Annotated in this window: 29 protein-coding genes and 1 other RNA gene; 17 read left to right on the top strand and 13 right to left on the bottom strand. The window is 44.2% G+C overall.

The window, feature by feature from the left end; genetic code table 11:
* Positions 1 to 239 precede the first annotated feature (239 nt).
* Positions 240 to 605, top strand: coding sequence for a hypothetical protein (locus AZI85_RS01725; protein WP_063242657.1), 366 nt, complete (start codon positions 240 to 242; stop codon positions 603 to 605).
* 51 nt (positions 606 to 656) lie between these two features.
* Here AZI85_RS01725 and AZI85_RS01720 read toward each other — a convergent pair whose 3' ends face one another.
* Positions 657 to 1,226, bottom strand: a complete 570-nt coding sequence (locus AZI85_RS01720) for a lipocalin family protein (RefSeq protein WP_063242450.1) — start codon at positions 1,224 to 1,226, stop codon at positions 657 to 659.
* A 150-nt stretch (positions 1,227 to 1,376) separates the two neighbouring features.
* On the opposite strand from AZI85_RS01720, the gene AZI85_RS01715 reads away from it, so the two are divergent.
* On the top strand, positions 1,377 to 1,982 hold the full coding sequence (locus AZI85_RS01715) for an ankyrin repeat domain-containing protein (protein WP_081110876.1): 606 nt from the start codon (positions 1,377 to 1,379) through the stop codon (positions 1,980 to 1,982).
* 51 nt (positions 1,983 to 2,033) lie between these two features.
* Here the strand turns inward: AZI85_RS01715 and AZI85_RS01710 are convergent, their stop codons facing one another.
* Positions 2,034 to 3,263 carry an isocitrate dehydrogenase (NADP(+)) gene (locus tag AZI85_RS01710; protein ID WP_063242449.1) on the bottom strand — a complete coding sequence of 410 codons (1,230 nt, stop codon included), beginning with the start codon at positions 3,261 to 3,263 and terminating at the stop codon, positions 2,034 to 2,036.
* A 325-nt stretch (positions 3,264 to 3,588) separates the two neighbouring features.
* Between AZI85_RS01710 and AZI85_RS01705 the strand changes: the two genes are divergently transcribed.
* Positions 3,589 to 4,383: a M48 family metallopeptidase gene (locus AZI85_RS01705; RefSeq protein WP_063242448.1), complete on the top strand. Its 795-nt coding sequence runs from the start codon at positions 3,589 to 3,591 to the stop codon at positions 4,381 to 4,383.
* Here the strand turns inward: AZI85_RS01705 and AZI85_RS01700 are convergent, their stop codons facing one another.
* On the bottom strand, positions 4,384 to 4,986 hold the full coding sequence (locus AZI85_RS01700) for a TetR/AcrR family transcriptional regulator (protein WP_063242447.1): 603 nt from the start codon (positions 4,984 to 4,986) through the stop codon (positions 4,384 to 4,386).
* Positions 4,987 to 5,076: 90 nt separating this feature from the next.
* Between AZI85_RS01700 and AZI85_RS01695 the strand changes: the two genes are divergently transcribed.
* Both AZI85_RS01695 and AZI85_RS01690 read left to right on the top strand, forming a co-directional pair.
* Positions 5,077 to 5,496, top strand: coding sequence for a DoxX family protein (locus tag AZI85_RS01695; RefSeq protein ID WP_253720783.1), 420 nt, complete (start codon positions 5,077 to 5,079; stop codon positions 5,494 to 5,496).
* Positions 5,493 to 6,071, top strand: coding sequence for an NAD(P)H-dependent oxidoreductase (locus AZI85_RS01690; RefSeq protein ID WP_063242446.1), 579 nt, complete (start codon positions 5,493 to 5,495; stop codon positions 6,069 to 6,071). The genes AZI85_RS01695 and AZI85_RS01690 overlap by 4 nt, the downstream gene beginning before the upstream one ends.
* A 39-nt stretch (positions 6,072 to 6,110) precedes the next feature.
* On the opposite strand, the gene AZI85_RS01685 is transcribed toward AZI85_RS01690, so the two are convergent.
* Entirely contained in the window at positions 6,111 to 6,410 is a 300-nt protein-coding gene (locus AZI85_RS01685; RefSeq protein WP_063242445.1) for a hypothetical protein, read from the bottom strand.
* A 561-nt stretch (positions 6,411 to 6,971) separates the two neighbouring features.
* Positions 6,972 to 7,841: a LysR family transcriptional regulator gene (locus tag AZI85_RS01680; RefSeq protein WP_063242444.1), complete on the bottom strand. Its 870-nt coding sequence runs from the start codon at positions 7,839 to 7,841 to the stop codon at positions 6,972 to 6,974.
* A gap of 111 nt (positions 7,842 to 7,952) precedes the next feature.
* Here AZI85_RS01680 and AZI85_RS01675 point away from each other — a divergent pair, with 111 nt between their 5' ends.
* Positions 7,953 to 8,447 (top strand): hypothetical protein, encoded by a 495-nt coding sequence (locus AZI85_RS01675; RefSeq protein ID WP_063242443.1) that lies wholly within the window; start codon positions 7,953 to 7,955, stop codon positions 8,445 to 8,447.
* A 58-nt stretch (positions 8,448 to 8,505) separates the two neighbouring features.
* Here the strand turns inward: AZI85_RS01675 and AZI85_RS01670 are convergent, their stop codons facing one another.
* A complete protein-coding gene (locus AZI85_RS01670; RefSeq protein ID WP_063242442.1) occupies positions 8,506 to 9,165 on the bottom strand; it encodes a hypothetical protein in 660 nt (219 codons plus the stop codon).
* 204 nt (positions 9,166 to 9,369) lie between these two features.
* Between AZI85_RS01670 and AZI85_RS01660 the strand changes: the two genes are divergently transcribed.
* On the top strand, positions 9,370 to 10,167 hold the full coding sequence (locus AZI85_RS01660) for an extracellular medium-chain-length polyhydroxyalkanoate depolymerase (protein WP_063242440.1): 798 nt from the start codon (positions 9,370 to 9,372) through the stop codon (positions 10,165 to 10,167).
* Here AZI85_RS01660 and AZI85_RS01655 read toward each other — a convergent pair.
* On the bottom strand, positions 10,158 to 11,135 hold the full coding sequence (locus AZI85_RS01655) for a serine/threonine protein kinase (protein ID WP_063242654.1): 978 nt from the start codon (positions 11,133 to 11,135) through the stop codon (positions 10,158 to 10,160). The two genes, AZI85_RS01660 and AZI85_RS01655, sit on opposite strands and share 10 nt — an antisense overlap.
* Positions 11,136 to 11,206: 71 nt before the next feature.
* Here AZI85_RS01655 and AZI85_RS01650 point away from each other — a divergent pair, with 71 nt between their 5' ends.
* Positions 11,207 to 11,986: a M48 family metallopeptidase gene (locus AZI85_RS01650; protein WP_253720781.1), complete on the top strand. Its 780-nt coding sequence runs from the start codon at positions 11,207 to 11,209 to the stop codon at positions 11,984 to 11,986.
* Here the strand turns inward: AZI85_RS01650 and AZI85_RS01645 are convergent.
* On the bottom strand, positions 11,983 to 12,675 hold the full coding sequence (locus AZI85_RS01645; protein WP_063242438.1) for a phosphatase PAP2 family protein: 693 nt from the start codon (positions 12,673 to 12,675) through the stop codon (positions 11,983 to 11,985). The genes AZI85_RS01650 and AZI85_RS01645 overlap by 4 nt on opposite strands.
* 124 nt (positions 12,676 to 12,799) lie before the next feature.
* Between AZI85_RS01645 and AZI85_RS01640 the strand changes: the two genes are divergently transcribed.
* Positions 12,800 to 14,218: a hypothetical protein gene (locus tag AZI85_RS01640; RefSeq protein WP_253720779.1), complete on the top strand. Its 1,419-nt coding sequence runs from the start codon at positions 12,800 to 12,802 to the stop codon at positions 14,216 to 14,218.
* A 61-nt stretch (positions 14,219 to 14,279) separates the two neighbouring features.
* Here AZI85_RS01640 and AZI85_RS01635 read toward each other — a convergent pair whose 3' ends face one another.
* A complete protein-coding gene (locus AZI85_RS01635; protein ID WP_063242437.1) occupies positions 14,280 to 14,567 on the bottom strand; it encodes a hypothetical protein in 288 nt (95 codons plus the stop codon).
* 241 nt (positions 14,568 to 14,808) lie between these two features.
* Here AZI85_RS01635 and AZI85_RS01630 point away from each other — a divergent pair, with 241 nt between their 5' ends.
* The 5 genes from AZI85_RS01630 to AZI85_RS01605 all read left to right on the top strand — a co-directional run bounded on the left by AZI85_RS01630 (position 14,809) and on the right by AZI85_RS01605 (position 20,733).
* Positions 14,809 to 15,666 carry a hypothetical protein gene (locus AZI85_RS01630; protein ID WP_063242436.1) on the top strand — a complete coding sequence of 286 codons (858 nt, stop codon included), beginning with the start codon at positions 14,809 to 14,811 and terminating at the stop codon, positions 15,664 to 15,666.
* A 174-nt stretch (positions 15,667 to 15,840) separates the two neighbouring features.
* Positions 15,841 to 16,953: a TIGR02147 family protein gene (locus tag AZI85_RS01625; RefSeq protein WP_063242435.1), complete on the top strand. Its 1,113-nt coding sequence runs from the start codon at positions 15,841 to 15,843 to the stop codon at positions 16,951 to 16,953.
* 344 nt (positions 16,954 to 17,297) lie between these two features.
* Positions 17,298 to 17,643, top strand: a transfer-messenger RNA (tmRNA) gene (ssrA, locus tag AZI85_RS01620).
* Positions 17,644 to 17,858: 215 nt separating this feature from the next.
* A complete protein-coding gene (locus tag AZI85_RS01615; RefSeq protein WP_063242434.1) occupies positions 17,859 to 19,166 on the top strand; it encodes an AAA family ATPase in 1,308 nt (435 codons plus the stop codon).
* Positions 19,167 to 19,695: 529 nt separating this feature from the next.
* Positions 19,696 to 20,733 (top strand): hypothetical protein, encoded by a 1,038-nt coding sequence (locus AZI85_RS01605; protein WP_063242432.1) that lies wholly within the window; start codon positions 19,696 to 19,698, stop codon positions 20,731 to 20,733.
* A 98-nt stretch (positions 20,734 to 20,831) separates the two neighbouring features.
* Here the strand turns inward: AZI85_RS01605 and AZI85_RS01600 are convergent, their stop codons facing one another.
* Positions 20,832 to 21,344 (bottom strand): DUF1801 domain-containing protein, encoded by a 513-nt coding sequence (locus AZI85_RS01600; protein WP_063242431.1) that lies wholly within the window; start codon positions 21,342 to 21,344, stop codon positions 20,832 to 20,834.
* A gap of 167 nt (positions 21,345 to 21,511) precedes the next feature.
* Here AZI85_RS01600 and AZI85_RS01595 point away from each other — a divergent pair, with 167 nt between their 5' ends.
* Entirely contained in the window at positions 21,512 to 21,994 is a 483-nt protein-coding gene (locus tag AZI85_RS01595) for a nuclear transport factor 2 family protein (RefSeq protein ID WP_063242430.1), read from the top strand.
* Positions 21,995 to 22,047: 53 nt separating this feature from the next.
* Here the strand turns inward: AZI85_RS01595 and AZI85_RS01590 are convergent, their stop codons facing one another.
* From AZI85_RS01590 to AZI85_RS01580, 3 genes are all read right to left on the bottom strand, one after another.
* Positions 22,048 to 22,506: a PepSY domain-containing protein gene (locus tag AZI85_RS01590; RefSeq protein WP_155723879.1), complete on the bottom strand. Its 459-nt coding sequence runs from the start codon at positions 22,504 to 22,506 to the stop codon at positions 22,048 to 22,050.
* 119 nt (positions 22,507 to 22,625) lie between these two features.
* Positions 22,626 to 22,997 (bottom strand): DoxX family protein, encoded by a 372-nt coding sequence (locus AZI85_RS01585; protein ID WP_063242428.1) that lies wholly within the window; start codon positions 22,995 to 22,997, stop codon positions 22,626 to 22,628.
* A 2-nt stretch (positions 22,998 to 22,999) separates the two neighbouring features.
* On the bottom strand, positions 23,000 to 23,902 hold the full coding sequence (locus tag AZI85_RS01580) for a sigma-70 family RNA polymerase sigma factor (protein ID WP_063242427.1): 903 nt from the start codon (positions 23,900 to 23,902) through the stop codon (positions 23,000 to 23,002).
* 143 nt (positions 23,903 to 24,045) lie between these two features.
* On the opposite strand from AZI85_RS01580, the gene AZI85_RS01575 reads away from it, so the two are divergent.
* Both AZI85_RS01575 and katG read left to right on the top strand, forming a co-directional pair.
* Positions 24,046 to 24,399, top strand: a complete 354-nt coding sequence (locus AZI85_RS01575) for a YciI family protein (RefSeq protein WP_063242426.1) — start codon at positions 24,046 to 24,048, stop codon at positions 24,397 to 24,399.
* Positions 24,400 to 24,547: 148 nt separating this feature from the next.
* A complete protein-coding gene (katG, locus tag AZI85_RS01570; RefSeq protein ID WP_063242425.1) occupies positions 24,548 to 26,749 on the top strand; it encodes a catalase/peroxidase HPI in 2,202 nt (733 codons plus the stop codon).
* Positions 26,750 to 26,789 lie beyond the last annotated feature (40 nt).

Here is a 26,789-nt window from a genome sequence, read left to right as displayed (position 1 = left end):
ACCCAAATTTCTCTCTATGGACGTAGTTCGCGAATATAAAACATCGAGTTACATCCAACCCGAAAAGTGCCTGCTTGCGTCATTTGGAGGTGCCTGCTTCTTTTTTGCACTTCGGTGCGGCAACTGGGATTTTTTTAAAAGGTGCCAGGGGATTTTTTCCGACTGGGGTGCGTAAAAGTGGGTTGTTGTCGGTTTTTGGGGTTCGGGTAGGATTAATGGGGTTTATAGGAGTTTTTGTTATGAAGAAGATTTTGGTTTTGGTTTTGATGCTTCCTCTTTTTGCTTTGGCTCAGTCTGTGGGTGTTAAAGATATCCCGGCGGATGGGGATACTACTATTGAGATTAAAAAGGGTAAGAAGACGGACAATGAATTTGAAATTGTGAATGGTGAGGATGAAGTTGAAGGGGAGGCGGCGCCGCTTTTGAAAGAGGCTCGCACGAACTGGAAGACGGCTTGTGCTGATTGGAAAAAAGAGATCAAAGAATTGAATAAAGAAAATCAGGTTCTTTCTTTGAACTGCGGCAAAATGCAATGTTCCACTGTGGCGATGGAATCAACTTGCACTTCGAATGCGAAGTACAAATTGAAAGTCCGTGTAAAATAGTTTTCCCCGAAAAACAAAATAGAAAGCTCAGTCGCAGTGACTGAGCTTTTTTTATTTATTCCACTCACAAAGTTTTTGTTTTTCCGTTAATCCGCCTTCTTGTGGAGTCGTCATAAATTTACAAGTGTCGTAGCCTCGGATCAGAAGGAAATCGGCCAGGTCTTTTAACGTGGCTTCAGGTAACGACGGTGTTCTTGAAAGAATCCATCCGTAGTCTCTAGTCGGGTGTCCTACAACGGCGATCTGATAGTTGTTATCTAGATAGATAACCCAGTATTTGCCTGCTAACAGAAAGAAATATTTGTCTTTGAAATTCGCGAAGGTCACGTCGAGTTTCGCGTTTGTTTCGGCATCCGCGACTTTGGCTCGGCCCTCTGTTGAAAGTCGTTCTCCTTTTGCAGTGGTGCAAGAATTCAGGACTTTCACTTCTTCGCTGGATAAGACCGTGTATTCGGCGGTCGTGTCCTTCACGCACTTTCTTTGAAAGAATTGTGGGATCGAGGCTATCTCGTGCCAGACACCTTGATATCTCGTCAGATCCACGTATTTAACGGTTTGCAAGGGCTTGGCTTCAGCCGTTGCGGCGGCAAATAGAAATATCAGAACTGCTACGATCCTCATAACAACTCCTTTTTCTTTTCATTATAAAACTCGAAAGGGACTGTGCCTACGCCAGTGCGAAAAAACATTTGTCATCGATCAGGACCTCTTCACTTCAACTGGAGGGTTTATACTAGAAGAGTGTTTAGTATTTTTGGAGGGGAGGTATCCATGGAAGCATTTCCTCGGTCTATTTCCTTATTGGATGTCGTAAAGAAACACGATGTGGCGGGAGTCAAAGAGGCTTTGCGAAAACGCGTCAATTTAGAGGTCACTGATTCCCAGAAACGAACTCCGCTTTTGATTGCGACGGAAAATAATGATGTCGAGATCGCGTGGCTCTTAATTTCTGCGGGCGCTGACGTGAATGCCCAAGATGCTAAGCACGAAACTCCACTTCTGCGCGCAGGCTCCGATGGGCGTCTGCAAATTCTAAGACTTATGCTGAAAGCAAAACCAAATTTCAAAGTCTTAGATCGCCACGGAGCCACTCCACTTATTCCTGCCGCAGAAAAGGGTCACGTCGAAGTGGTGCGTGAACTTGTGCAGACGAAAATAAATCTGGATCATCGCAATCAGCTGGGCTGGACAGCCTTGATGGAGGCCGTGGTTCTTGGTGACGGAAGTCCTCGCTATCAAGAGGTCGTAAAAATTCTTATTGAGGCCGGGGCGGATCCAAATATTCCCGATGTCGATGGCATCACGCCGCTGGCTCACGCGCGCAGAAAGAAGCTTACCAAGATTGTCGAAATTTTAGAGAGTGCGAAGGCGAAATAAAAAAGCCCCCGTTTTCACGAGGGCTTTGAAGAATCAGATTTTAAAATCTAATTACATTGAAAGAGCTTTTTTCAAATTTGAATCCAGCTTTTCAAGGAACGGCTCTGTGTTCATGTATTTATCAGCAGGAACTTTGTCGCCATAGATACAAACAGCCAAGTCTTTTGTCATGAAACCAGCTTCAACAGTTTCTACACACACTTTTTCCAAAGTTTGTGCGAACTTCACAAGATCTGTGTTGCCATCCAAGTTTCCACGGTGCTCAAGACCACGAGTCCAAGCAAAGATAGAAGCGATTGGATTTGTCGAAGTCGGTTTACCTTGTTGGTGCTGGCGGAAGTGACGAGTCACTGTTCCGTGAGCTGCTTCAGATTCCATTGTTTTTCCATCTGGAGTCACAAGAACTGAAGTCATAAGACCCAAAGAACCGAAACCTTGCGCTACAGTGTCAGACTGAACGTCACCGTCGTAGTTCTTACAAGCCCATACGAAGTTACCATTCCATTTCAATGCAGAAGCAACCATGTCGTCGATCAAACGGTGCTCATAAGTGATACCAGCAGCGTCGAACTTCGCTTTGAATTCAGTTTGGTAAATGTTTTCAAAGATGTCTTTGAAACGGCCGTCGTACTTTTTCAAGATTGTGTTCTTCGTAGAAAGGTACAAAGGCCATTTCTTTTGAAGAGCCATGTTGAAGCAAGAACGAGCAAAGCCAGTGATAGACTCATCTGTGTTGTACATAGTCAATGCAACACCATCACCTTTGAAGTTGTAAACTTCGTGAGTGATTGTTTCGCCACCGTTTTCAGGTTGGAAAGTGACAGTCAATTTACCTTTGCCTTTAGTAACGAAGTCAGTCGCGCGGTATTGGTCACCGAATGCGTGACGACCGATACAGATTGGAGCTGTCCAGTTAGGAACTAGGCGAGGAACGTTTTTGCAGATGATCGGTTCACGGAAAACAGTACCGTCCAAGATGTTACGGATAGTGCCGTTTGGTGATTTCCACATTTGTTTCAAGTTGAATTCTTTAACGCGAGCTTCGTCTGGAGTGATTGTCGCGCACTTGATACCCACGTTGTACTTTTTGATCGCCTCTGCAGCGTCCACAGTCACTTGGTCGTTCGTAGCATCACGATGTTCCATGCCCAAGTCGTAATACTTGATGTCGATATCTAGGTAAGGAAGGATCAATTTTTCTTTGATGAACTTCCAGATGATTCTTGTCATTTCATCGCCATCGAGTTCAACGACGGGATTAGCAACTTTGATCTTATTCATAGTCGGTCCTTTTTCCAGTTTTAGGATGTCTAAAGCCTTGAAAATATAGAATGAAGTTTAAACTCATTCAAAGGAAATAACCCGAATGTGCGGCCTTTTCGCAGAAAAAGTCCCATGACGAGCTTGGTCACGACCGCGGCGTTCTGATTTGATGCAGTTTGCGATGGGCGATATCGCCAAAGGTGAAACTCTATTGGGAATCCAAAGTTATCTGTCGTTGTGCTTAAACCCGCAAAGGTAAGGATGATTGGCGCAAAGATCTGCGTCGAAACAAAAAATCCGACGCCTTCTTTGAGGAGCGTTCCGCTTGTGCTAGCTTTTAGGAATGAGAATTTTAGCTATTTTCCCAATGATGTTTTTTATCGCTTCTTGCGCCACTTCAACGAACGAAGGTGAAATCGGCGTCAGCCGTAAGCAGCTGTTATTACCAGTAGGTCAAATCAACGACATGGCAGCGCAGACCTACAATCAAATGAAGGCCGACGCTCAAAAAAAAGGAGCCTTGGATAAAAATCCAAAACAAGTTGAGCGAGTTCAAGCAATCGCAAAAAAGTTGATCCCCCAGACTTCCGTGTATCGTTCAGATGCCTTGAAGTGGGATTGGGAGGTTCATGTCATTACGTCTGACGAAATCAATGCCTTCTGTATGCCTGGTGGAAAGATCATGTTCTATTCAGCCATCATTGATAAGCTTCAGCTGACGGATGCAGAGATCGCCGCAATCATGGGTCATGAAATTGCCCATGCACTTCGCGAACACAGCCGTGAAAGAATGTCGCAAGAGCTGATTAAAAGCGGTCTTGCTCAAGTGATTCTAGCGACGGGTAAAGTCGATCCATCCTACATCGGTTACGCCGACCAAGCGGTGACGTTGGGGATTTTGCTTCCGTATGGCCGCGGCCAAGAAACCGAAGCCGATGATATGGGGCTAGAGTTAATGGCCCGCGCCGGATACAACCCGCAAGAAGCCGTGAATCTTTGGAAGAAGATGGCAGCACAAGGGGGAGGAAAGCCTCCTGAAATCTTAAGCACGCATCCAGCCGATGAAACTCGTATCAAGAAGATCACAGCACTTTTACCTAAAGTGATGCCACTGTATGAGCAGGTAAAAAAGAATTAATTATTTCAACAGAGCTCGTTCAATCATTTCAAGATGGTGATCAATGCCATCTTGAATCGAGGCTTTGCTTTGCAGGCTTTCAAATTGGCCGTCTAAAAGTAAAATTGAAAAACCGTGAATAGAAGACCAAACAAAGCGCGCGACTGTTCTTGGGTCGTCCTTTTTAAAGACCTGATTCTTCATTCCCTCTGAAATCAAGTCCATCAAGGTCATAAATGCTTCTGCGCCGACCTGTTCTAATTCCGGTCGCTGTTCAGTCGCGCAACGAAGTTCTTGATGAAACATACTTCGATAATGACCGACGTTATTCAAAGCAAACTCTATATACGTTTTTCCAGCAATGCGAAGTTTCTGACGAACGGTTTTGCCTTTAGGGACCTCATTCATCATTTTTTCGCTAAAAGCACGAAAGCCCTCTTCGGCAATGTAGGAAAGCAGGTCTTGCTTTGAAGTAAAGTGACGGTAAACAGCGGTATGGCTCACTTTAAGACTTTGAGCGATTTCACGTAACGTAAAATCGACCTCACCCTTTTTCTGAATGATTTCAACGGCCTTTTTAACCGCCTCAGATTTTAAATCGCCGTGATGATATGTTTTAGCCATGAAAAAAGTCTAACACGCTTTATGGATGTTTACAATGGTCACATTTATGTTAACATTGGTAACATGAAGAAGTTCAATGGGTTTTATCGAATGTTGATTGTATTCTGTTTGTTGGCTCTAGGTGCCATGGTCTTTGGATTTCTCCCGAGTTGGAAGGAAGTTCCGCTATGGGTGATGATTCAAATGTTCCTTTTTGCCGGAATCAGTCATTTCACACCACTTCGTCATGAATTTGCGAAAATGATTCCTCCGGCCATCCCGTGGAAAATGTTTTGGGTCTATCTTACGGGCGTTCTTGAAATTGTCGGTGCCATAGACCTTATTGATCCAGTGACTCGTCCGTATGCGGCTTGGGCTTTAATCGTATTCTTAATTCTTGTGTTTCCGGCAAACTACTACGCCGCGAAGAATGAAATCCGTTTTCGTGGGGCGAAGCCTCCATCAGCACTTGTCCGTGGAAGTATTCAGATTCTCTTTGTTGTCGCTCTTTATATCGGAGGCATTTTATGAAGAAGATCCTTGTGATTAATGGTCATCCCAATGTTGAGGCCTTAGGAAGTGAGCTCGCGCGAGTTTATACGAATTCGGCAAAAGAGGCCGGGTATGACGTAAAACTTATGAATATTGCGGATCTTAAATTCGACCCGATTCTTCATAAAGGTTATCTAAAAATTCAAGAACTAGAGCCGGATCTAATTCAAGCCCAGAAAGAAATTTTATGGGCGGAACACATCGTGATCGCCTTTCCAATGTGGTGGGGAACTGTGCCTGCTTTGTTAAAAGGTTTTCTAGATCGTACGTTGCTGCCGGGATTTGCTTTCAAATACCACAAGACCGATCCATTCTGGGATCGTCTTCTTAAGGGAAGAACTGGCCGGATTATTTTCACGACCGATGCACCCTGGTGGTACAACTGGATCATCAATCGCGATCCCGCGATCCGCATGATGAAAACCACCGTGATGGAATTCTGCGGTATAAAACCTGTCAGTGTCACCCAATTTGATTCTGTGAAAAATAGAAAGCCAGAAGAAATTAAAAAATTTCTTCGTAAGGCTCAAGAGCTTGGCATCAAAGGTAAGTAGTCACCAAAACAGGGGACCCGACGGGTCCCCCCAAAAGAATTACCTTAAGGAATAAGGGTTCTTTATTTGGGACTCAAGCAGATGGAATGTTGCCTCCACAGGCTCGAAAGCATGTTGTGGAGAAACTAAGCGCACAAGTTGCGGTCCTCTGAAAATAGCAGCAGCTATTGCAAGCATCACTCCCAGTGATTTGTACACTAGGTACGCGAGGAAGCTTGTTATCAGACCGGCCCTTTTTACGCTTTCAACAGTCACATCCGCAGAGGTAGAAACGAGTTTCAGTAAATACCGCTCGTTTTCGAATTCCCATTCTTTCTTTTTACGCAATAACGCGTTCATAGCTTCCTCCTCAGGATTGATAATGCTTGCAAAAGCGCTGATCAAAGGCCGCTGATCTACGCTGAGGCAAGAGTTGAAATAAAAGTGCCTTCAAGACGAAAATCGTCCTGAAAAACGTTTAAAATTATTTTGGGTTAAACCAAGAATGAAAATGCCGGTAAGCAAGTCATAACTTGGGTGATGTAAGTTCGATTTTATCGTGGATTAGAACAGAACTTGGTCTCTAGAATTGGATTTCGGAGGCCACGTCTTGTCCGTGCACGTTGGAATCGTTCAGGTTTTTATTATTCAACATCATAATAATCATGATGGCCTCCTTTCATTAGAGTTATTCCTAATATCTTAGATCTCTCGAAGAAAGTAAACGAAATACTTTTTTATTTTTTCGTAACTCTACTTGAGACCGATCTTAAGATCAGCTGCAGGAGCGCATTGCAAAGGCGAAGCCACGCAAAAACATGTGTCACAACTGTTTTAACAGAACTGGAGACGGCTAGTGGGGTTCGTTTTGAAAATCAGTTCCAGAATGGGAGTGGCAACTTGGAACCGCACAATGCGCCACTAAGATTTTTTGGTGAACGCATCAATCAAAGCTTTAAAGTAGGGCGGCATTTCACTGCGAGGATACCATGCAAGCGCAACTGGATATTCCAAAAACATTTCTTGCGACAGATATGTCAGCGATCCTTCTTTAATAAAAGGACGCGCAAACTCTTCAGTTAGGGTAGAGTATCCAACACCTGCAACCATCAAAGACGTCAATGCATCGATGTTATTAGCGTAATGGCGGTGCTTTGAAAATTTCGTGATTTTGTATTTCTTTAAAAGATCCAATGTCATAGTGTCATTGGGATCAAAATCCATGATGGTTTCATTCGCCACAATGTCTTCGAGCTTTCTTTTCTTCCACGCTGATGGCCCAACAAGGTAATAGCGTTCTGGCATCATTACTTTCGAATCAAGCTCTAAACCCACATGGTTAACGGGAAGGGCACCCATTTGAGCAAAGCCTGTCTTAAGTTTTCCGAGAATGCTGTCCGTGTCGGTAAGATCAAAGCGAACTCTCAGGTTCGGATATTTCTTCATCACGGCAGCAGCTTTCGGAATCATGCGTGAGCGCATCAGCGTGGAAGTCCCACTTATGCAAACTTCAAAATAAGTATTCTGTTTCTTTCCACCAATGCTTGAAAGGGTTTCGCCTTCTAAGTCACGGGCCGCTTTCACATAGCGAAGAAGAGATTCCCCTTCGTTTGTTAAACGCATCCCTTTTCTAGATCTGGTGAATAAGGTGACCCCCAGTTGCTTTTCCAAGCTCCGGATTCTTTGGGTCACGCCTGTCTGCGTGAGATTCACCATTTTAGCCGCTTCCAGGACCGTGCCCTTTTGGACGACGGCCCAGAAAGCTTCAAGGGAAGGGCTGAGTAAACTCATTAAAAATGATAATAAACTGAAATATATGAATTATACAAATACATAATTTAAGAATATTTAAGATCAACGCAACATAGACACTAAATGTAGGAACAAATCCTAGGAGGAAAAATGAAAGTAAAAATGTTATTGATGGCAGCGTTGTTCGTCGGAAGTTATGCACATGCACTTGTGGAAAAGTCGATAAGTGTACAGGAAGTAAAATGCGTAGAAACCGCAGAAGTCTCGTATGGATTCACTGACTTAAATTTTAAGGTGATTGCAACGGAACTTTCGGGACCGCGCTTGCTTCAGGTCAGTTACGATGCGCAATACGACGCCGTCTTTGCGGTTCCGGGTAAATGCCCTTCAAGAAATTGTGGTTCCGTTCAGTATTACAACTATAGCGGTACTAGCATTAATAACGATGCGACAGCGTTCTACAATCAGAATGAAGAAGGCATCCATCACATTTATCTAAAGAGTGCGACGAACTCTGCGAATGATTTTGAAGCTGTTTATGAAATTAACGGCTCAAATGTAAATTTGAAGTCTTTGACTTTAAGAGGACAAAAACAGTCTGACATCAGTTCAACTTTTAAATGTCAGCTTGTTTCCAATAACTAAGAAGATAACGAGGGCGATAGGTCTTAAACGTAAGGTCTATCGCCATCTTAAATTGAAATTACTTAACTAGCGTGCCAGAGACCGCACGAAGCTGAGTAGAAACAAGGTTTTCACGAGACAAAGATTTGCGAATCTTCTCGCAAGCACCACGCTCTGTTCTTGGTGGAAGGCCCATGTAGACCGTGTGGATGTTCTCTGCCAATTGAGTTCTTTCAAAGTAGTATGAATTCGCCGAAGTCTTCTTAAGCACCATCGTCAATGTCGTGTGCAAAGTATAAGTGAACTTATTCACGCCCATGTGCAAATTGCAGTAAGGCTCTGTGATGTAACTTGTTTCTAGACGAAACTGACTTTGTGTCGGACGTACGATGCGAATTGTTCCGTCTTGTTCAATAGCACCAACAATTCCTTTAGCAAGATCTGCTTTTCCATTTCGGTCAGCCACGTAAATGTCGTTTCCGTCAAATACGTAAGCCAAGAATTCATTAAAGATATCGTCGCTACAAGAATAGTAAGAAAACGGGATGGATAAACCTTGCTCCGTCAGTTCAATGTTCAAAGCAGAATCGCATTGGATATCACGTAGTGTGCTTGATCCTTTTGCCGGGTTGTATTGCAGCTGACCTTTTAGAGTCCCTTTGTATTCACCCAAAATACCGCTGTTTGCATGTGCCAATGAAGTTAAAAGCAAAGACACGATGATAAAAATCGATTTCATAGATCCTCCGAAGGCGTCGATACTACCAAAGTCTTTGGACTTGTCAGGCCTTTGTGCACTGTTTTTCACAGACGTAACGGTAATTGCGGGTCCGTTTAAGGCCGCTTTTGACAAATACTCGTCGAAACCGTCAACTGATTTAAGGGACAAAGTATTTTCTTTCTCCTATAAATGCCTTGGAACCCTTGATGGAGGCGGCCTTTGATGAAATTCGCATTGTTAATGTTAATCGCAGCGTTGTCCGTTAATGCGCAGGCTTCAAACTGTGAAACTAGCGGCATTTTGGATCGCATCACTTGTCCGTCTCAAACTCTGGAAATCTCGGGGCCTCATTTAACTCGTGAAGTTCGTTATGCAATTCCAAAAGGAAAAACTCCGCGAGGAGGATGGCCCACAGTCGTTCTTTATCAAGGAAGCTTTTTTGACGTCGAGTTTTCAAGACAGAAGCTCATGCCTTTCGGTGGTTATAACGAGATTCGTCTGATTCAGTCTTTACTGGATAGCGGTTTTGCCGTCGTCGCCCCTAGAGCCATCGCCGGAGTCGCTTGGATGACAAATCTAATCGGTGTCGACTACGAAACCTCCGAAGATTTTTACTTTATTACGGAAATGCTTTCAGAAATGAAGAAAGGCCGTTTCGGAAAATTAAATATGATGCGCCTTTATGCCACAGGGATTTCAAGTGGAGGTTATCATTCAAGTCGGATGGCCGTCAGTTTCCCAGGTGTCTTTAAAGCCTTAGCCGTGGAATCCGCTTCCTTCGCTGATTGTAAAGGACCTGTTTGCCTTGTTCCAACGGCTATTCCTGAAAATCACCCACCAACACTTTTCTTGCATGGGGAATTAGACACCGTCGTTCCTGTGGGAACCATGTACCCTTACTTCGACACACTGAAAGCTCACGGTATTGAAACTGAATTTTTTGTCGACCCCACGGCAAGACATCAGTGGCTTGAGCAAGCTCCAGAGCTGATCACTCAGTGGTTCTTAAATCACCCTTGAATCTGCCAGGCGATTTTTTCTAAAGCTTCTACTTCTTCTGCCCAATATCTATAGGTATTAAATTCTGGGAACAGACGGGGGAAGCTAGGGTCTTCCCAGCGCTTTGCGATCCATCCTGCATAAGAAATAATACGAAGGCCACGTAAGAGTGGCACCCACGACCATTGATGATCGGGGAACTCGCGCAGCTCTTCATAGCCCTCGATAATCTGAAACTTCTCTGCATCTAAAGTGTCGTTGTCGCCAGAAAGAAGCATCCAGAAATCTTGAATCACGGGGCCGTTGACGAAATCGTCAAAGTCGACCAGGAAAAACTCTTTACCGTTATTCAAAAGATTTCCTTTGTGACAGTCCCCGTGGATACGAATGAATTCGGAAGGATCAAAACTATCGTCGATCGCGTAAAGAATGTCTTCAGCTGCCGTCAGATAGCGGTTACGAACTTCAGGGATGATCCAATCTTGTAAATAATCGATCGTATCCCAACCACCATAATAGCTTGTATCTAAAGTTGGACGATGAAGAGCTTTCTTCTTTGCGCCAATGTTATGTACTTGCGCCATCAAACGGCCGACTTTTTTAAGTTCGCCGTCTAAAAATTCTTGCGGCATTCTTCCTAAGACTTTTGGAAAAAACGCAACGTACATTCCATCAACTTCAGAAACCGTGCTGTCATGACCTTGAAAAAGGGGAGCGACCGCCGGAATGCCTTCATTCTTCAGCGAAAGCAGGAATTCATGTTCTTCGAGAATAGCTTCTTTGCTCCAGCGATTGGGGCGATAGAACTTCGCAATGACGTTCTTTGTAAGACCATTAGGTTCGGGCGTTTCTTCCAATTTGATATCAAAAACGCGGTTTTCATAGGAATTCAGCTGAGTGAACTCTCCCGTTGGATAAAACCCTGCATTTTCCGCCGCTTGCAGAACTTTTTCAGGATCTAAACTATAGAAAGAAGAGGTTTTATCCATTTTGCTCCCAAAGGTACCTGCTTCCCTTTCTTCACAAAGGGAAGCAGGTACCTTTTTCTTGCCAGTTTTTTGTGGGTAAGTCATTCTCTGACTGGATGAGCGATAAAGAAACTTTCCTCTTTGCTAAATGGCCTGTTGAAGTGCATCGACGCAACTTTCGTCGCTCGGTTTCGATTTATCTATATTTTAATAAGCCGATTAAGGTCGTGGCCGCAAAAAGCACGTCGCAAAAAGTGATCACTGATTTTTTGATGGCGAAGAAGGACTGGATCGAAAAGAACTTCGAAAAGTTTTCTGAACTTGCTGAAAAATTCCCTGAAAAGAAGATCAAAGCTTACGAAAACTTTCCGTTCTTAGGTAAAGATCGTAAGCTGAAGGTTGTTATCACTTTGAATAAAAAAGCTTTTGTCTCTGTCACCGAAGACAATCTGCTTTTGCATATTCCTAGAAACGACTGGAGCGCAAATTCTTTGATCGAAGAACACCCGACGGCGCTCACAGAAATTCGTCATTTCTATAAGCGCGAAGCGGTTCAATTGTTATCTGAAAGAATCAATTACTGGGCCGAACAAATGAACCTGCATCCGGCGCAAGTCAAATTCCGCGAGCAAAGAACTCGCTGGGGCAGTTGCTCTTCTCGTAAGATCATCAACTTGAATTGGCGTTTGATCGTTTTTAATCAAGAAATCATTGATTACGTGATCGTGCATGAGCTTGCTCACTTACAGCACATGAACCACTCAGATCGTTTCTGGTCCCTCGTGGAAAGGTATGTAGCAGACTATAAAGGGATTATGAAATCCCTTAAAGAGTCGCAGTACCTAGTCGAATTTTTATCTGAACAAAACTAATAAAGACCGTTCGCTGTTTTTGCGCGCATCAAAGACATCGCAAGCAATGTTCCCACATAACCGACGCAAGCACCAAAGATCGTATCACTTAAGAAGTGATCGTGAACCACAACGCGAGTCAGGCAAATCATCACTGCCGCAGGAATCCAGAACCAACGCATCTTCGGAAAAGCCACGCTCATCATTGTTGCCACGGTGAAGATCACTTGCGAGTGGCCTGAAGAAAACGAATGCCAGTGCCAGTGCGTCGTCAGCGGGGTAAAGATAAATGGATCAAAATCCGGAGTCTTATGCGGGCGCTGACGTCCCACTGTGAACTTAATGATATGCGTGATGATTCCGCACACGATCAGGGAAACAAAAAAGTTAAGTCCCCAACGGCGAAAGAAATCGACTTTATTAGAGTGCTTACGAAAAGCAGAAATACGAGGGGCAATCCACGCCGCAAATCCCCAAGTCGCTAAAGCTAATACGAACCAGTATTCAGAAAGCGCAACATCAGTCAGCTCGCGAGCCGGCTCTCTTAAAGCTGTTCTGACTTGTTCATTTGCGAAGTACAAAGAAAGATTTTGGTCAAATAAGTACATCGCCAAAATAGCTAAAATGAATGAGCCAAGAATGACTTTAATAATATGTCTTGTGAGTTTTTGAGGGTCGCCGACGAGCTCGCCGAATTGTTGTACAGGCATGTAATTCCTTCCAAAGCAGAGTCTAAAACGTAACCGTATTGCAATACAAGCCCTGATGAGGGGTGACGAAAACTGGCCCAAGGCTTGCTTATTGGTCCAGCGACAGAATACTTGGAGGTTTTTCATGTTACCAATGCTTCATAAGCACACTGTGATTACCGCAGCTTTGCTTGCATCATTAAGTCTTACTGCTTGCGGTAAGAAAAAAGACGTTCTTGCTCCTCCGACAGAGCAGCAAACTACACAAAAGACGGGTTCTGATTCCGAAACTTCAAATACAAATGGTCAAGGTGAATTGCCAGATCCTAGCAATCCGAATGATACTTTGCCGCCTCTTCCAGAGCCGATTCCTGATACAAAAGTGAATCCGCCTAAGGCAAATCCACCGAAAGCGAATCCGCCAAAAACAACTCCTCCTTCTACAGGTGGTGGTGCTCCTTCTAAACCTTCGACGCCGGTACCTCCTCCTCCAACAACAGAGATTCCTAAGCAAACTCCTCCTGTTGTGGATACTCTTCCGGTTCCAGCTCCAGGCACTAACCGTTTGCCTTCAGACTATCGTTCTAACGACGCTTCAAATGCGACAAACGATGCTCTTTCTAAACGCATGACGGGTGCAGTGACTGAAGATGGTTTGGTTTATACATCTTCATCAACAGATGATCTTTTAACTTATCTTAGAGCTCGCAACGAAAAAGTCGGCGCTGAATCTCGTCGCGCTAACTTGGCAGCTGCGGCTTCTATCTTGTCAGCAAAAATGTCTGTAGACGGTTTGTCTGGCGATGCTGTTGTAACTTTGAAAGTTCAAGAAGGCCGTGACGTTAAAGTTTATAACGTAGCTGGCGCAAGTGTGAACGGTGGTTACGCTTCTCCAGTTAAATCAGTTCGCGCTGGTAACGGAGAAAAATCCACAGGTGCTCGCGCTCTTTCTGGTACTTTGAAATGTTTGGATCTTGATGGTGGTTGTGAAACTACTTTCGTTAGACTTCAAATTGGTACTTCTCCAAATACTGCGATCATCAACTTGGTTTTCAGAAACTCACCGGCTGACTTGTATTTCCACTTGCCTGCTCAAGGGGCTCACTCTGACAATCCCGAGTTCTTGTTGATCCAAGAGTTTGCTTTAAGCACGATCCAAAGATTGAATGTTGAAAACAAAGTGAAGACTTCAAAAATCTCTTCATGGGAAGTTGTAAACGGTCGCTCTGGATTCAACGTATCTTTAAAAGGTGTGAACCAAGAGCTTCTGGCTTTTGCAGGTCCATTACTTGCTCCTGAAGCGGGTACGGGTGTGAATATCAATCTTTCTCGTATCGCGAAAGATCAAGAAGACACATTGGATTTGATCTCTTTGAACAACACGAAATTGAACTATGCAAACTACATCGGTGAAGCACGTTTGATTGCGAATAACGGTTTAGGTCAGGTTCGTATCGCGTTGAAAATGAGAAAGCGTGGCGCTTACGCTCAAGATCAACTTGCGATCACTTTCATGAGAAGAATCAAACCTCTTGTGGATTTGACTGACGACAACTTGAAGTAATTTGTTCCTAAATAAATAGATCTTCCTTGGGACCACGGACCTCCAACCGTGGTCCCTTTTTTTATCTGCAAAGGTTTGCATCAATTTCGATTTGCAGAAGCGCGGAGGGGTCTTCGCCCAAAGTAGCAGCAAGCTTAATGGCAGAGCTTTTTTGCTCAATCAGATTTTCTAAGAAATATCCGCAAAGGTTTTCTTTTTCGCCTTTTTGTTCGTGGTTCAACTGTTGAATAAGGGCTTTTTGCTCGTTGATCTGACGAACCTGTCTTTGAACAAGTCCGCTATATTCACCGGCTTGGGCTACAGTCATAGAAGCAAAGAATACGGAAATCGCGATCATGGCATTTTTCATATAAGTCTCCTGTTAATGGAGTTTTTTACTGCAAGGCCAGAACCGCACCGGCCGCTGTTCTTTTCAGTTTTAGAAACGCTCAAGCTTTTGCCAGGTCTCACTTTTTGGCTGTTTGAACCTTCAATTGCAATTAAACGCTACTCTACCGCGCGAATCTGGTGTCGAAGTGACCTTGAAACGCTTGGTACGCTGGTTGCTTTAGCGGTCAGTGGGGAATCACTGAATCTTTTTGGGGGATACGATGACTTTTAAATCTAGTTTGTTAGTTGCCTTCTCTGCCATCACTCTGACTGCGGCTATCGCTGAAGCTTATATTGTTCCAGGTCGCGGGCCGGCGCCCATTCCACGTCCTGATGTGGGGCCTGAATTTCCTTTTCCAGGACAAGATGATTTCGGAAACGGCAGTGGTCGTTTAGATCAAAGAATCATCTATGTCGGTCGCCGTGTATCCAATGAAACTTTAGAACTTCGTCAACTTGCAGGTATCGGCGAAAGCTACCGCGGTTATGAAGTAGAATCTGTTGAAGTTGAAATCAATCGCAGCGGACCTCGCGCAGAAATTTCTTTGTTAACAGATGGTCGTGTGGATGAAACTTCTTACTCTCCACAAGGATCTATTCTTCTTCGCCCTCGCTACAGAGCTACCATCGGTGAAGACATCCGCACTTTGCAACTTTTAGTTCGTGGTAACGCCGACATCGCTTCAATCCGCATCTCTTTAAGAGAAGGTGATCGCATCGGTCGCCCGGATCGCCCAGGCCGTCCTGACCGTGGTATCGATGTTCCACTTCATGTGTCACGTCGCATGTATGGAAACGATCGTTTAGATCTATCTCAATACTTAGATGCTCAACGCTACCGTGGTTACAGAATCCAGCAGATCGTGATTGAGGCAACTCCTGCTTACAACACGGCTCTGATTGATGTTCTTATCAACGGATTCAACCAAGGCCAAACTTTGCAAGTCGATCGCTATAACACGCGCCAAACTGTTGTTCCGCAAAATGCAGTGATCGGTTATGGAGCTGATAGCATCGTTCTTTACACTCGTGGAGATCTTGATATCCATCGCGTGACTTTAAGATTGTCGGCTCGCTAGGAAATAAGTTTTAAAATTCGACGACTTAAAAGGACTCTACCCAGAGTCCTTTTTTATTTCTGCGAGGCTTTAGATAATGCCTTGCAATAAGTTAAGGGTCACATCTAACGAATCCGCTTGTTTTGAGAATTTAAATCGGGTGAACTATTCCTGTACAAAGGAGATCCGATTTCTATGCAAAACAATCATCCTGAGTTTAACAAAGGCAAAGAAATTTCAACAGCTTCCGTGATTGCTCCGGTGCTATCTGATTACATGAACTATCGCCAGTTCTTGGCTGATTTCTATCAGTTTAAACGTAAGAGTTCTAAAGGCTCTTTGCGTGCTTATAACTACGCGGTTTTCTCTGCGGCGGCGAATATCAAATCTCCGAATTACTTAAAAATGATCATCGAAGGAAAAAGAAATCTTTCTGACGATATGATTGGCAAGTTCGGTAAAGCCTTGAGCTTCATGAAAGATCAAACGGAAGAGTTTCGTTTGCTTGTGCACTTCACTCAAGCAACAGATCCTGCTGAACGTAATATGTATCTTAAGAAGTTGAGCGAGCATCGTGTGGCTGGAAAATTAAAATCCGGCGAGATCGATCGTAAAACTTGGGAAAAAGTTCCGAACTGGGTTGCTTGGATCATCTATGCAATGGTGGATCAAGAGGGCGTAAGCTTTGATACATCGGCGTTGAAAGCTCTTCTTCGTGGCAAAGCTTCTGAAGATGAAATCGAAGCGGCTTTAAATACTTTGCTAGCTTCTGGCGAGCTTCGTCGTGACGAAGTGACGGGTGAGCATAAAAAGAACCGCAGTTTGATTGAATCTCCAGAAGAGATTCCAGTCGCTCTTGTCCGCAAGCTTCAATCTCAGCTTATGTACTTAGGTTTAGAGTCTTTGTATCAAGATCAACCGACAGAGCGTGAGTTCGGCACTTTGACTTTGTCTTTAACAAAGACAGAGTTTGAAGAGATCAAGTTCAAACTTCGTCAGATGAGAAAAGCTCTTCACAAAGACAACTCAATTGCTCGTATGAAGCAAAAGGGTGAGCGCGTGTATCAGTTGAACATTCAATTGTTCCCGGTCACAAACGCGGTGGAGGGTGTAGAGAAAACTCCAGTGATCAAGCCGGCTCTTGATATCAAAACCGAGACAGCGATCATTGAAACACCCGCTCCTGTGATGGCGGCTCCATCGGTTGAGGCGGCACCTGTAACGGCTGCTCCTGCTGACAAAGATTCACGTGCAAATGTGAGTTCATTGGCCGCAACGGCTGCTTCCGCAGCTGACCTTTTCCGTTAAAACTTCGTTATGTCCCACCGCAACAAAGGCTTTCGACAAACGCGAAAGCCTCTCGCGAAAATTTAAGATTCTTAAATTTCAGTGTCATTTCTGCCCCGAATTTGCGGATGCAATGTGGATAAGTCTGTGGAATACACCCATAAATGGTGGATATCTCGACCTTTTGGCGCAAATTGTCTCTTGCTAACATTAAGATCTTGTTAGGATGACACCAGCTCACCAAGACCAAAGTACTGCGTCACGAAAAATTTAATCATTGAATGTGGGGTGCAAAATCGGAAGGATAAACGATTTTCATTTTGCCGTGAATCTTGTGGTAGAATGAAAAGATGTTTTTCACACATGGGGGCGTACTGGCTTCGACGTGGGTGCTGAAGCATAAGGAGCATACCGGGGCGGATGAGGACCTCGTTAAAAACGTCCATTTTGTAATTGGCAACGATTACGCACTTGCAGCTTAATTAGCTCGCACGATCAACCTTGCGGTGGTTCCGCGCTTGGATTGATCGTCATTTAGGGACCTCGGTGAGTTGGGTTTTCTCCAGCAGACTCGCTTAAATTTACTGGGGGAGTGTCTGTGCTGATTTTGTCAGGGGAAGCTGTACAGACAAACTAAAACACTGACTAAGTATGTAGCGCCTTATCGTGGATCTCTTGCGGACGCGGGTTCAATTCCCGCCGCCTCCACCAATTTAGAAAATAAAGAGCCTCCCAACGGGAGGTATTTCCTAACTCTTCAAAGACCGTGATTGAACGTTCGAGTGTGGCAAAACGATAGACCCGACTCGCAAAATACCACGGGACTTCAATTAATAATCACATAAAAATTCGAGCATTTTTTAATTTGAAGAATGACGGGACCTGTTTGGTTAAGTAAACTTTATTGAGTTTTTAAGGGGTAGGGTATGTCTAGTGTGACCGAACTAACTGTACGAATGGAGAATTTTCGTACCTTCAAAAATCTACAGTCGATAAAAATTAAACCGTTAACTTTTTTGGTGGGTGAAAATAGTACCGGAAAATCGACTGCGTTGGCGGCGATAAACTTAGTATTAAATAGGGAGACTTTCCCCTTAGGGGCAGCTTTTAATAAATCACCTTTTGAGCTTGGATCCTATTCCTCGATTGCGTCGAAACAGGGCGCAAGGCTTTCCAGTCTTTTCTCACTAGGTTTTACAGTTTCAACTGGTGCTGAAGATAAAGTTCTTATGGATGCGCACTTTTCTAGCGGAAATGGTCAGCCAGTAATGTCCTCAATGCAAATGACAAATGGTAAAGTGAAATTCTCGCTATCTGCCAATGAAGACACAGGCATGATGGTTGGAGTATTAACAGATCTAAACACAAATAAAGAGTATCAGTTCGAGGATAAGGATAGATTGTTATCTGGAGCAATGTCTGCGGGCGACAGTCGGGCGATTGTAAACCTTTTTTCATTAAACTATTACTTCGTGTCTCAAGCTCTTAAGGATAAATCAGAAAAACTAATGTCAGAGTTCTACGAGCTGTTTACTGCCGTTCAATTTCTGAAGCCATCATGTTTAGCATTAGCGCCAGTGCGATCGAAGCCTCGCCGCACTTACGATGTCTTTGACTTGGATTTTCAGCCTGAAGGTGATCACGTTCCTTATGTTTTATCAAGTGTTCTAAGTGAGGAGAGAAAACCCACCCCACAAGCAAAAAAGCTGGCCTCCTTGTTAGAAAAATTTGGAGCGCAGTCTTCTTTGTTCGATAAAATAAGCGTTAAAAAATTGGGAAAGGGAAAAGACTCTGCATTTAATATTTTGGTAAAATCGAAAAAATCCGCAGCTGTAAACATCAGCGATGTTGGGTATGGCGTAAGTCAGTCATTGCCAGTTGTCATTGAGCCAACCAGAAGTAGTGCACAAGTGATCCTGATCCAACAGCCAGAAGTGCACTTACATCCCAAAGCACAAGCGGCATTGGGTGATATTTATGTTGATACGATTCTCCCGGGAAATAAATCCTTAGTTATTGAAACACATAGCGATTTTTTGATTGATCGTGTCCGATCCCAGGTGGCCAAAGGACGTATAGAGCCCGAAAAAGTACAAATTTTATATTTTAAAAAAGTTGGTGATGTCTCCGAAGTCCATACTATTAACTTGGATAGAGAAGGAAATACCTTAAACGCGCCGGAAGACTACAGGTCCTTCTTTATTAAAGAACAAATTGATCTACTCGGACTTTGATATGTGCGTTATCGTCGATGTAAACAACATTCATAAAATCTTTTTAACAGGCGAACCGGTAGACCCTCCATTGAGGCATCTCAAAAACAAAATTTTAAATGGGCATGCAAAAATGTTATATGGTGGACAACTAAGGGAGGAGTACTTGAGGTGCTCTCGATTTATTCCCATTCTTGCAGAACTTAAAAGAAAGGGTTCCGCGAAAAGTGTCAGCGATGATGACGTCGCCTCTGCCACAAGCGAGATAAATCAAACATTTATGATGAGCAATGATGTTCATATCATAGCTCTAGCAAAAGTTTCTGGCGTACGAATATTAATAACCGACGACAACTCTTTGAAGGCAGATTTCAAGAATTTGAATCTAATATCTCCTAAAGGAAAGATTTATCCACGAAGAGGTTTCGAAGCGATGTTAAGAAAATGCCGCGAGTGAGATGGACAAGATAGCTATCTTTGAGATTTTAGCGTGGAGAACAAAGGATTGAACATAGTGATTCCATCGACAGTTCGCCGTAACGGGGGAAAAATGACTGTTTGGATTTTTTTAGTCTTACTGGCTATTTTTACGGTGGTTGCTATTTGGATTTCATATAAAAATGATTTTTCTGGTGAAATAGAAAATATTCTTTTCACCGCAATAGGTGCGATCGCAGTGGCTACGTACTTCATGATTAGTACGTTCTTGGTTGCTCCCCAAAAAGAATACAGTTTTAAGGTATCCGTGCCTGTAATGTGGGATCCCGCCACGGGAAAGATATTCTCCCCTTATCGAAAAACGATCGGTAACTTACCGGAAGAAACGGCGATGTTTCGTGGCCTTGATGAATATAATTCCAGGCTTCATTACGATGTTTTGCAGAACATGGATGTGTGGGGAAGGTTGGCCAATAGAACTACGAATGATCTTCGTACCGTCTCCTCAGATAGGCTGAGCTATTTGGAGTATGTTTTCCTTGCTTGGGTTGAACAAAGTGTGAACTGGCTGAAACTAAATGAAGAAATACAATATAGTCACAACGGATACGGCGCGGGAGCTAGCATATTAGAAGCGACTCCACAGCGGGCAATTCGTATACGTTTAGATAGTCTGCAAAGTGCTAATCAGTTTATACTACAAGATCCCCTTCTATTAACTGTACCTAGCGGGGGGCGAATAGAAAGGAAAGCAGATGCCGGAAGTATCACGTTAAAGATTCGTACCAATACAGGCGAATACGAAATCCGTTTTCAAGATTCCACAGGCGGGGTCTTTGACCCAAACATAAGTACGGTTCTGACCCAGAAGATGGCCGAATTTGCTAGAGAACACTTTCCAGGAGGAATTCTCCCTACTCGGCTGTGGGCAGACTATCCTGTAATTAGCATAAACTATAGATCTTTTAGTTCGTCCCAATTCTCCAAGCAGGCGAAAGGAGAATTCGAATGGCTACACAAAATTCACATTCAGCTTTACAAAGACTTTTCATGGGACTTACTGAGAGAATATTATTCGTTCGGTTACCACGCTTCATTGCAGTTGTATCGTGAACATTTCGCTAAAACGCGAGAGTCAAAAACAAATTAGCAACTCCATCGTTCGATATTGTTCGATGGGCAGTACCGCATAATTAACTGTATTCTATTTGAGGACTTTGCTGAGGAAGTGCAAATATAAAATTGTCGTTAAGGAATCCAACCTTCCACCTTCGAAGCTTGCTTCACCCAGTCCGCCAGTTGTTTTTCATCGATCTTATCGGTTTCTAGGATATTCAGGTGGCGGATTTTTTCGTATTTGGAAGTTCCCGGAGGTTTTGGTTTTAGTAAACCTCCCGCGAAGAATGTGATCTTCACGTACTTTGTGAAGCAATGAACGTTGATGATCCAGCCCTTTCCTTCGACTCCGTAAAAGGGGGAGTTCCACTTCACGGCTTTTTGCACATTCGGCAGAGCTTTTGTGATGACCTTATCAATGGTCTTACCGACGTTGCTTTTCCAGCCGGGCATCGCGGCGATGTAAGCTTGAATGGGAGCGTCTCCGTCGGCTTTTGCTATTTGAGGATTTCCTCCAGACAACAACTTCACCTTAGAAGACTTTTGAGAAGTGGCTTTGGAAGCCGTCTTTTTATTCTCGGCCGTTTTTTTGCGAATAACTTTCTTTGCTACTTTCTTAGATGCTTTAGAAATCTTTTTTGCCATGCAAATTCCTCCGCAGAAAACTTGTACTCAGATTACCGCAGAATGCATTCTCTGCAAATGATTCCTAATTGATGTTCATATACAAACTGAGCAAGGCAGGAGCTGGTCACTCGAAGTCTCTTGTGATGAGATAGACTGCAACAAAGAAGTTTAACAGGAGCACTGAAATGAATCTAAAAAACGTCCTTTGCATCTCCTCCGTCCTAATCTTTTCCGTCACGGCCTTCGCGGCCAAAACTCAAGACGCTCAAAAGAAGGAAGAGGCGAATAAAAAAGTAGTCACAGAATTCTACGAGCTTGCTTTTAACAAGCACAAGCCCACAGAAGCCGCGAAAAAGTATATCGGTGACAAATACATTCAGCACAATCCGCATGTTCCGAATGGTGCTGCCGCCTTCTACAATTACTTTGAAGGCTATTTTAAAGAAAATCCGAAATCTCACGTAAAAATCTATCGCGCTATTGCCGACGGCGACTTGGTCGCACTTCATCTTCATTCAAAGAAAGATGAAAAAGATCTGGGCCGAGCGATTGTGGATATTTTCAGAGTCGAAAACGGAAAGATCGTTGAACACTTCGATGTCGTTCAACCTGTTCCTGCGGAAACGGCTAACGGAAATACAATGTTTGAAGGTTCAAAAGCAGACTAACTCAAGCACGAAAGTCTTCTTGCCCGAAGGCAAGAAGACTTTAAAACGAACGACTATAGTAGATCGCGATTGTCTTTAACGATCTTACCGTCCTTGGCGCTGACGGCATATTCCATGTCATTGCCATTTTCAACGCCTTCAAATTCATAAACCCAACCGTTCGTGAATGACTTCTTATAAGACCAGTCGCCTTTAGGATTTTTACCAGCTTTCTTCAATGAATCCACGGCTTGCTGCAAAGTGATCATGTTATTGCCTGGAGTGAATACGTCACCGGCAACGGCAGCATCTCCGGAAGCTTCTTCCACAGTGCCATCACGATTGAATTCCACTTCCACAATGGTTTGTTTCGGCGTAGACACTTCGAATTCATCTCCGTCTTGTTTTACGACTTTGGATTCCGGTACAAGCTTGCTTAAGCTCTCTTTCATTTTTCCTTCGGAAACTTTTTCGGCAAGAGTAGGAAGAGAGAATCCTAAAACGGCAGTAGTCACAAGAATTGCTAAACGCATTTGTCCTCCTTGATTGTTTTGAATCACTTTATTTTTGACTCTTAAAAAGCTCAACCAAAGGAGGACATTGGGGCGACCTCATTGTTTATACACAAAGCCGCCATCGATGAATGACAAATTTATTTAATCGGTTTTAATACCAGGCGGCCGTAAGCAATAAATCCACAAAGCGCCGCGACTACTAGCCAATAAATCATCGGGCCGTACTCCGTACTGCCAGAAAATAAATGAAGGGCGCAGAACACCAACATTTCTGCCGCGATTAGTCCCGCGGCTATAGGTGCGGCTTTCGCCATATCTCTTTTGAAGAGCGGCAGTATCAAACACAATCCCAGAAGAATTTCCAAAACCGCAAGCCCCATCCAGACGCCTTGAGGAATCGCGCCCAGAGTCGGCATTGTTGCTTCAGCGGTGTTTGAAAACTTCCAAACCGCACCAATGAGTGTATGAAATGCCAGGGCAAACTGAAGGACCCATAAAAAAATGCTCATGCTTATTCTCCTGCTTCGATGATTTGAACTTCAATATCGGTAAGCTTATTTTTATCCATAACAATGTCGATGGCGGAAATTTTTCCGGCCTCGACAGAGAAACAAAAGGCCACGATAGGTTTTCCACCCGGTGCCCATGTAAGACCCGGAAGGCCATTGACCAAGGCCAAGCGCGCTTCTGAAGCCTTGCCTTTAAGAGTATTTGCAACTTCCGCAGCGCCTTTGATTTCTTTTTTGAATTGGGGTGCTCCGCGAGATTTATTCATCTCAGCGACTTTAATTGCCGTTTCATCCGCGCGAAGGATCGCATCTGGATGAAGAACACGCAGCAGGGCTTCGAAATTTCCTTCGCGAGAAGCAGCTAAGAAGGCAGCAACAACTTCTTGCTGCCGATCAAGATCTTTTTGCGAATGACTGGCGCCGCGAATGCGACGGCGCGCACGGCTAGCAAGCTGTCTTGTCGCTTCTTCTGTACGATCAATGATCGGCGCTATGTCTTCAAAGGGAACCTCGAAAAGATCGTGAAGAACAAAAGCAATTCTTTCACTCGGCGTTAGATGATCTAACACGACTAACAAAGCAGGCCCGACCGAGTCTGCGATTAAAAATTTCGCTTCCATATTTTCTGGATCTTGAAGCGACATCTTCGATTCTTCATGATCAAGAGTATCTTCACGACGCGATTTACGAGAGCGAAGCATATCCAAACAAACCCTGGCGACAACCGTTGTTAACCAGCCGTTCAAGTTTTCGATCTTTTCGGATTCAGAATGATTAAGGCGGATCCACGCCTCTTGAACGGCATCCTCGGCGTCTCCGGCAGAGCCCAACATTTTATAGGCCACGGCCTTTAAATGCGTGCGTGTCTCTTCGAAATTTTTTGTAAGCCAATCTTTTTTATCCATGCTCCGCCAACTTTTCTGTCACATCAGTGAGTTCTCATCCGTCATATGGATGACGAATGAACATTGAAGAGTGTGACAGAATTACTGCAATTATTTTTGCTATATCGTAACTCATTGGAATCACGAATAAAAGGAGGCTATTTATGAAATTTGTATTATTAATTTATCAAGGGTCTGCACCACTTCCAGGATCTGAAAAATGGAATGCATTATCCAAAGAGGAGCAGAAAGCTATTTACACCGATTATGCAGAATTTAATAAAACGCCAGGTCTTGTATCGGGACTTCCCTTGGGCCTTCCGACCGCGGCGAAAACTGTGAAGATTCGCAACGGCCAAATCGAAACCAAAAGTGGGACCTATATGCCTGAAGGTGCTGGAGGGTACTGCATTTTAGAAGCGAACAGTATGGAAGAGGCAATAGCAGTGGCTTCTCGCATTCCTGCCGCTCGTCTTGGAGGAGCCATTGAGGTTCGTCCCGCTGAGCAATATTGGTAAAGACAAGTACAGAGTTTTAACTCATAGCGACCCGGTAATTTGAACCTTGCGGACATGTGCAAACACAGTGTTCGCAGGCTTCAATTACTAAAGTCTTTCCAATTTAAAAAACTTTTGAAAACGTGGAAGACATTAAAAGGAGTCGCTCATGTCTGAACCACGCAGTGAAAGTGAAAATCCCGCTATATCGCCACCGCAGCCCAAGAAAGTGGCTCGTCCTAGAAATAATCGTGATTGGTGGCCGAACCAACTAGATCTTTCAGTTCTTCATCAGCATTCTCCGCGCGCCAATCCCATGGAAGGCACCTTCAAATATTCTGAAGAGTTTAAAAAATTAGATGTTGAAGCCTTAAAACAAGATGTCATTCAGCTTATGACGAACTCTCAAGAGTGGTGGCCCGCCGACTTTGGGCACTATGGACCCTTATTCATCCGCATGAGCTGGCATGCTGCGGGAACTTATCGTATCGAAGACGGTCGTGGTGGCGGCGGCGATGGAGCGCAACGTTTCGCTCCGCTAAATAGCTGGCCCGACAATGCAAATTTAGATAAGGCTCGTCGTCTTCTATGGCCAATTAAGAAAAAATATGGTCGTAAAATTTCCTGGGCAGATCTTTTAGTTTTTGCAGGGAACTGCGCTTTAGAATCCATGGGTTTTAAAACTTTCGGTTTTGCTTTTGGTCGCGAAGACGTGTGGGAGCCGGTGGAAGTTTTCTGGGGACCAGAAGACACATGGCTGGGCGATGAACGCTATAGCGGAGATCGCGAGTTGGCAAATCCCTTTGGTGCCGTTCAAATGGGGCTGATCTACGTAAATCCCGAGGGACCGAATGGAAAACCGGATCCAAAATCTTCCGCACGCGACATCAGAGAAACCTTCGCGCGCATGGCAATGAATGATGAAGAGACCGTGGCTCTTATTGCCGGAGGTCACACTTTCGGAAAAACCCACGGCGCCGCCAAACCCGATCATGTCGGACCAGAGCCTGAAGGATGCCCCTTTCATGCACAAGGTTTAGGATGGAAGAACTCTTACAAAACCGGTAAAGGTTCGCACACAATCACGAGTGGTCTTGAAGGCATGTGGACGACACAGCCAACAAAGTGGTCTCATGATTTCTTTAATCATCTTTACAATTATGACTGGGAATTAGCGAAGAGCCCGGCAGGGGCCCATCAATGGAAACCTAAGAATAAAGAGGCTAAGGACACAGTTCCTGATCCACACGATCCTAAAGTACGTCATTCGCCCACGATGTTGACGAGTGATTTGGCGTTAAAGATAGATCCTACTTACGACAAGATTTCCAAACGCTTTCATCAGAACCCTCAAGAGTTCGCCGATGCTTTTGCAAAAGCGTGGTTCAAACTTCTTCATCGCGACATGGGTCCTCGCTCGCGCTATTGGGGTCCTTGGATTCCACCGGCGCAGCTGTGGCAGGATCCCATCCCGGATGTCGATCATAAACTTATCGATGAAACCGATATCAAATCGTTGAAAGAAAAAATACTTTCTTCGGGCCTTAGCACTTCTCGTTTGATCGCAACGGCGTGGGCTGCAGCTTCGTCGTTTCGAGGCACAGACAAGCGGGGAGGAGCTAACGGAGGTCGTCTTCGTTTGTCTCCTCAAAAGAACTGGGAAGTGAATGAACCTGGTGAATTAAATAAAGCCCTTCAGACACTCGAAAAGATACAAAATGATTTTAATAAATCACAAACCAGTGGAAAAAAGATCTCGATGGCGGATTTAATCATATTAGGTGGATGTGCTGCCATTGAAGATGCGGCAAGAAAAGCGGGGCACAATATCACCGTGCCATTCTTTCCGGGCCGTATGGATGCTTCTCAAGATCAAACAGATGAACAGTCCTTCGCCGTGCTTGAGCCTAAAGCCGATGGCTTTAGAAATTATGTTCGCGATGGTTCAAAGCTTTCCCCCGAGACGTTGTTACTGGATAGAGCGAATCTGCTAAATCTCACGGCTCCTGAAATGACCGTTCTTATTGGTGGACTCCGTTCATTGGACATCAATCACAAGGGTAGCCGTCACGGAGTTCTTACAGAGCGTCCTGGAACTTTAAGCAATGACTTCTTCACCAATCTTCTTGATATGAATATTGAGTGGAGTGAGCCATCAAAAGCGGGCGTTTATGAAGGAAAAGATAAATCGGGAAAAACCAAATGGACCGCGACAGCTGTCGACTTGGTTTTTGGTGCACACTCTCAACTGAGAGCGCTCGCTGAAGTTTATGCAGCAGACGATGCTAAAGAAAAGTTCGTTCGTGACTTCGTGTCGGCATGGCACAAGGTGATGAATTTAGATCGTTACGACTTGCCTGAAAGAAGATAAAAAAATAAGGTCCCAGGGCTTAGCGATGGGACCTTTCTTT

The organism is Bdellovibrio bacteriovorus, from assembly GCF_001592755.1.
Lineage (GTDB): Bacteria > Bdellovibrionota > Bdellovibrionia > Bdellovibrionales > Bdellovibrionaceae > Bdellovibrio > Bdellovibrio bacteriovorus_E.
The sequence above is the reverse complement of the archived record's forward strand: the minus strand, read 5'-3'. Positions and strand labels throughout refer to the sequence as shown.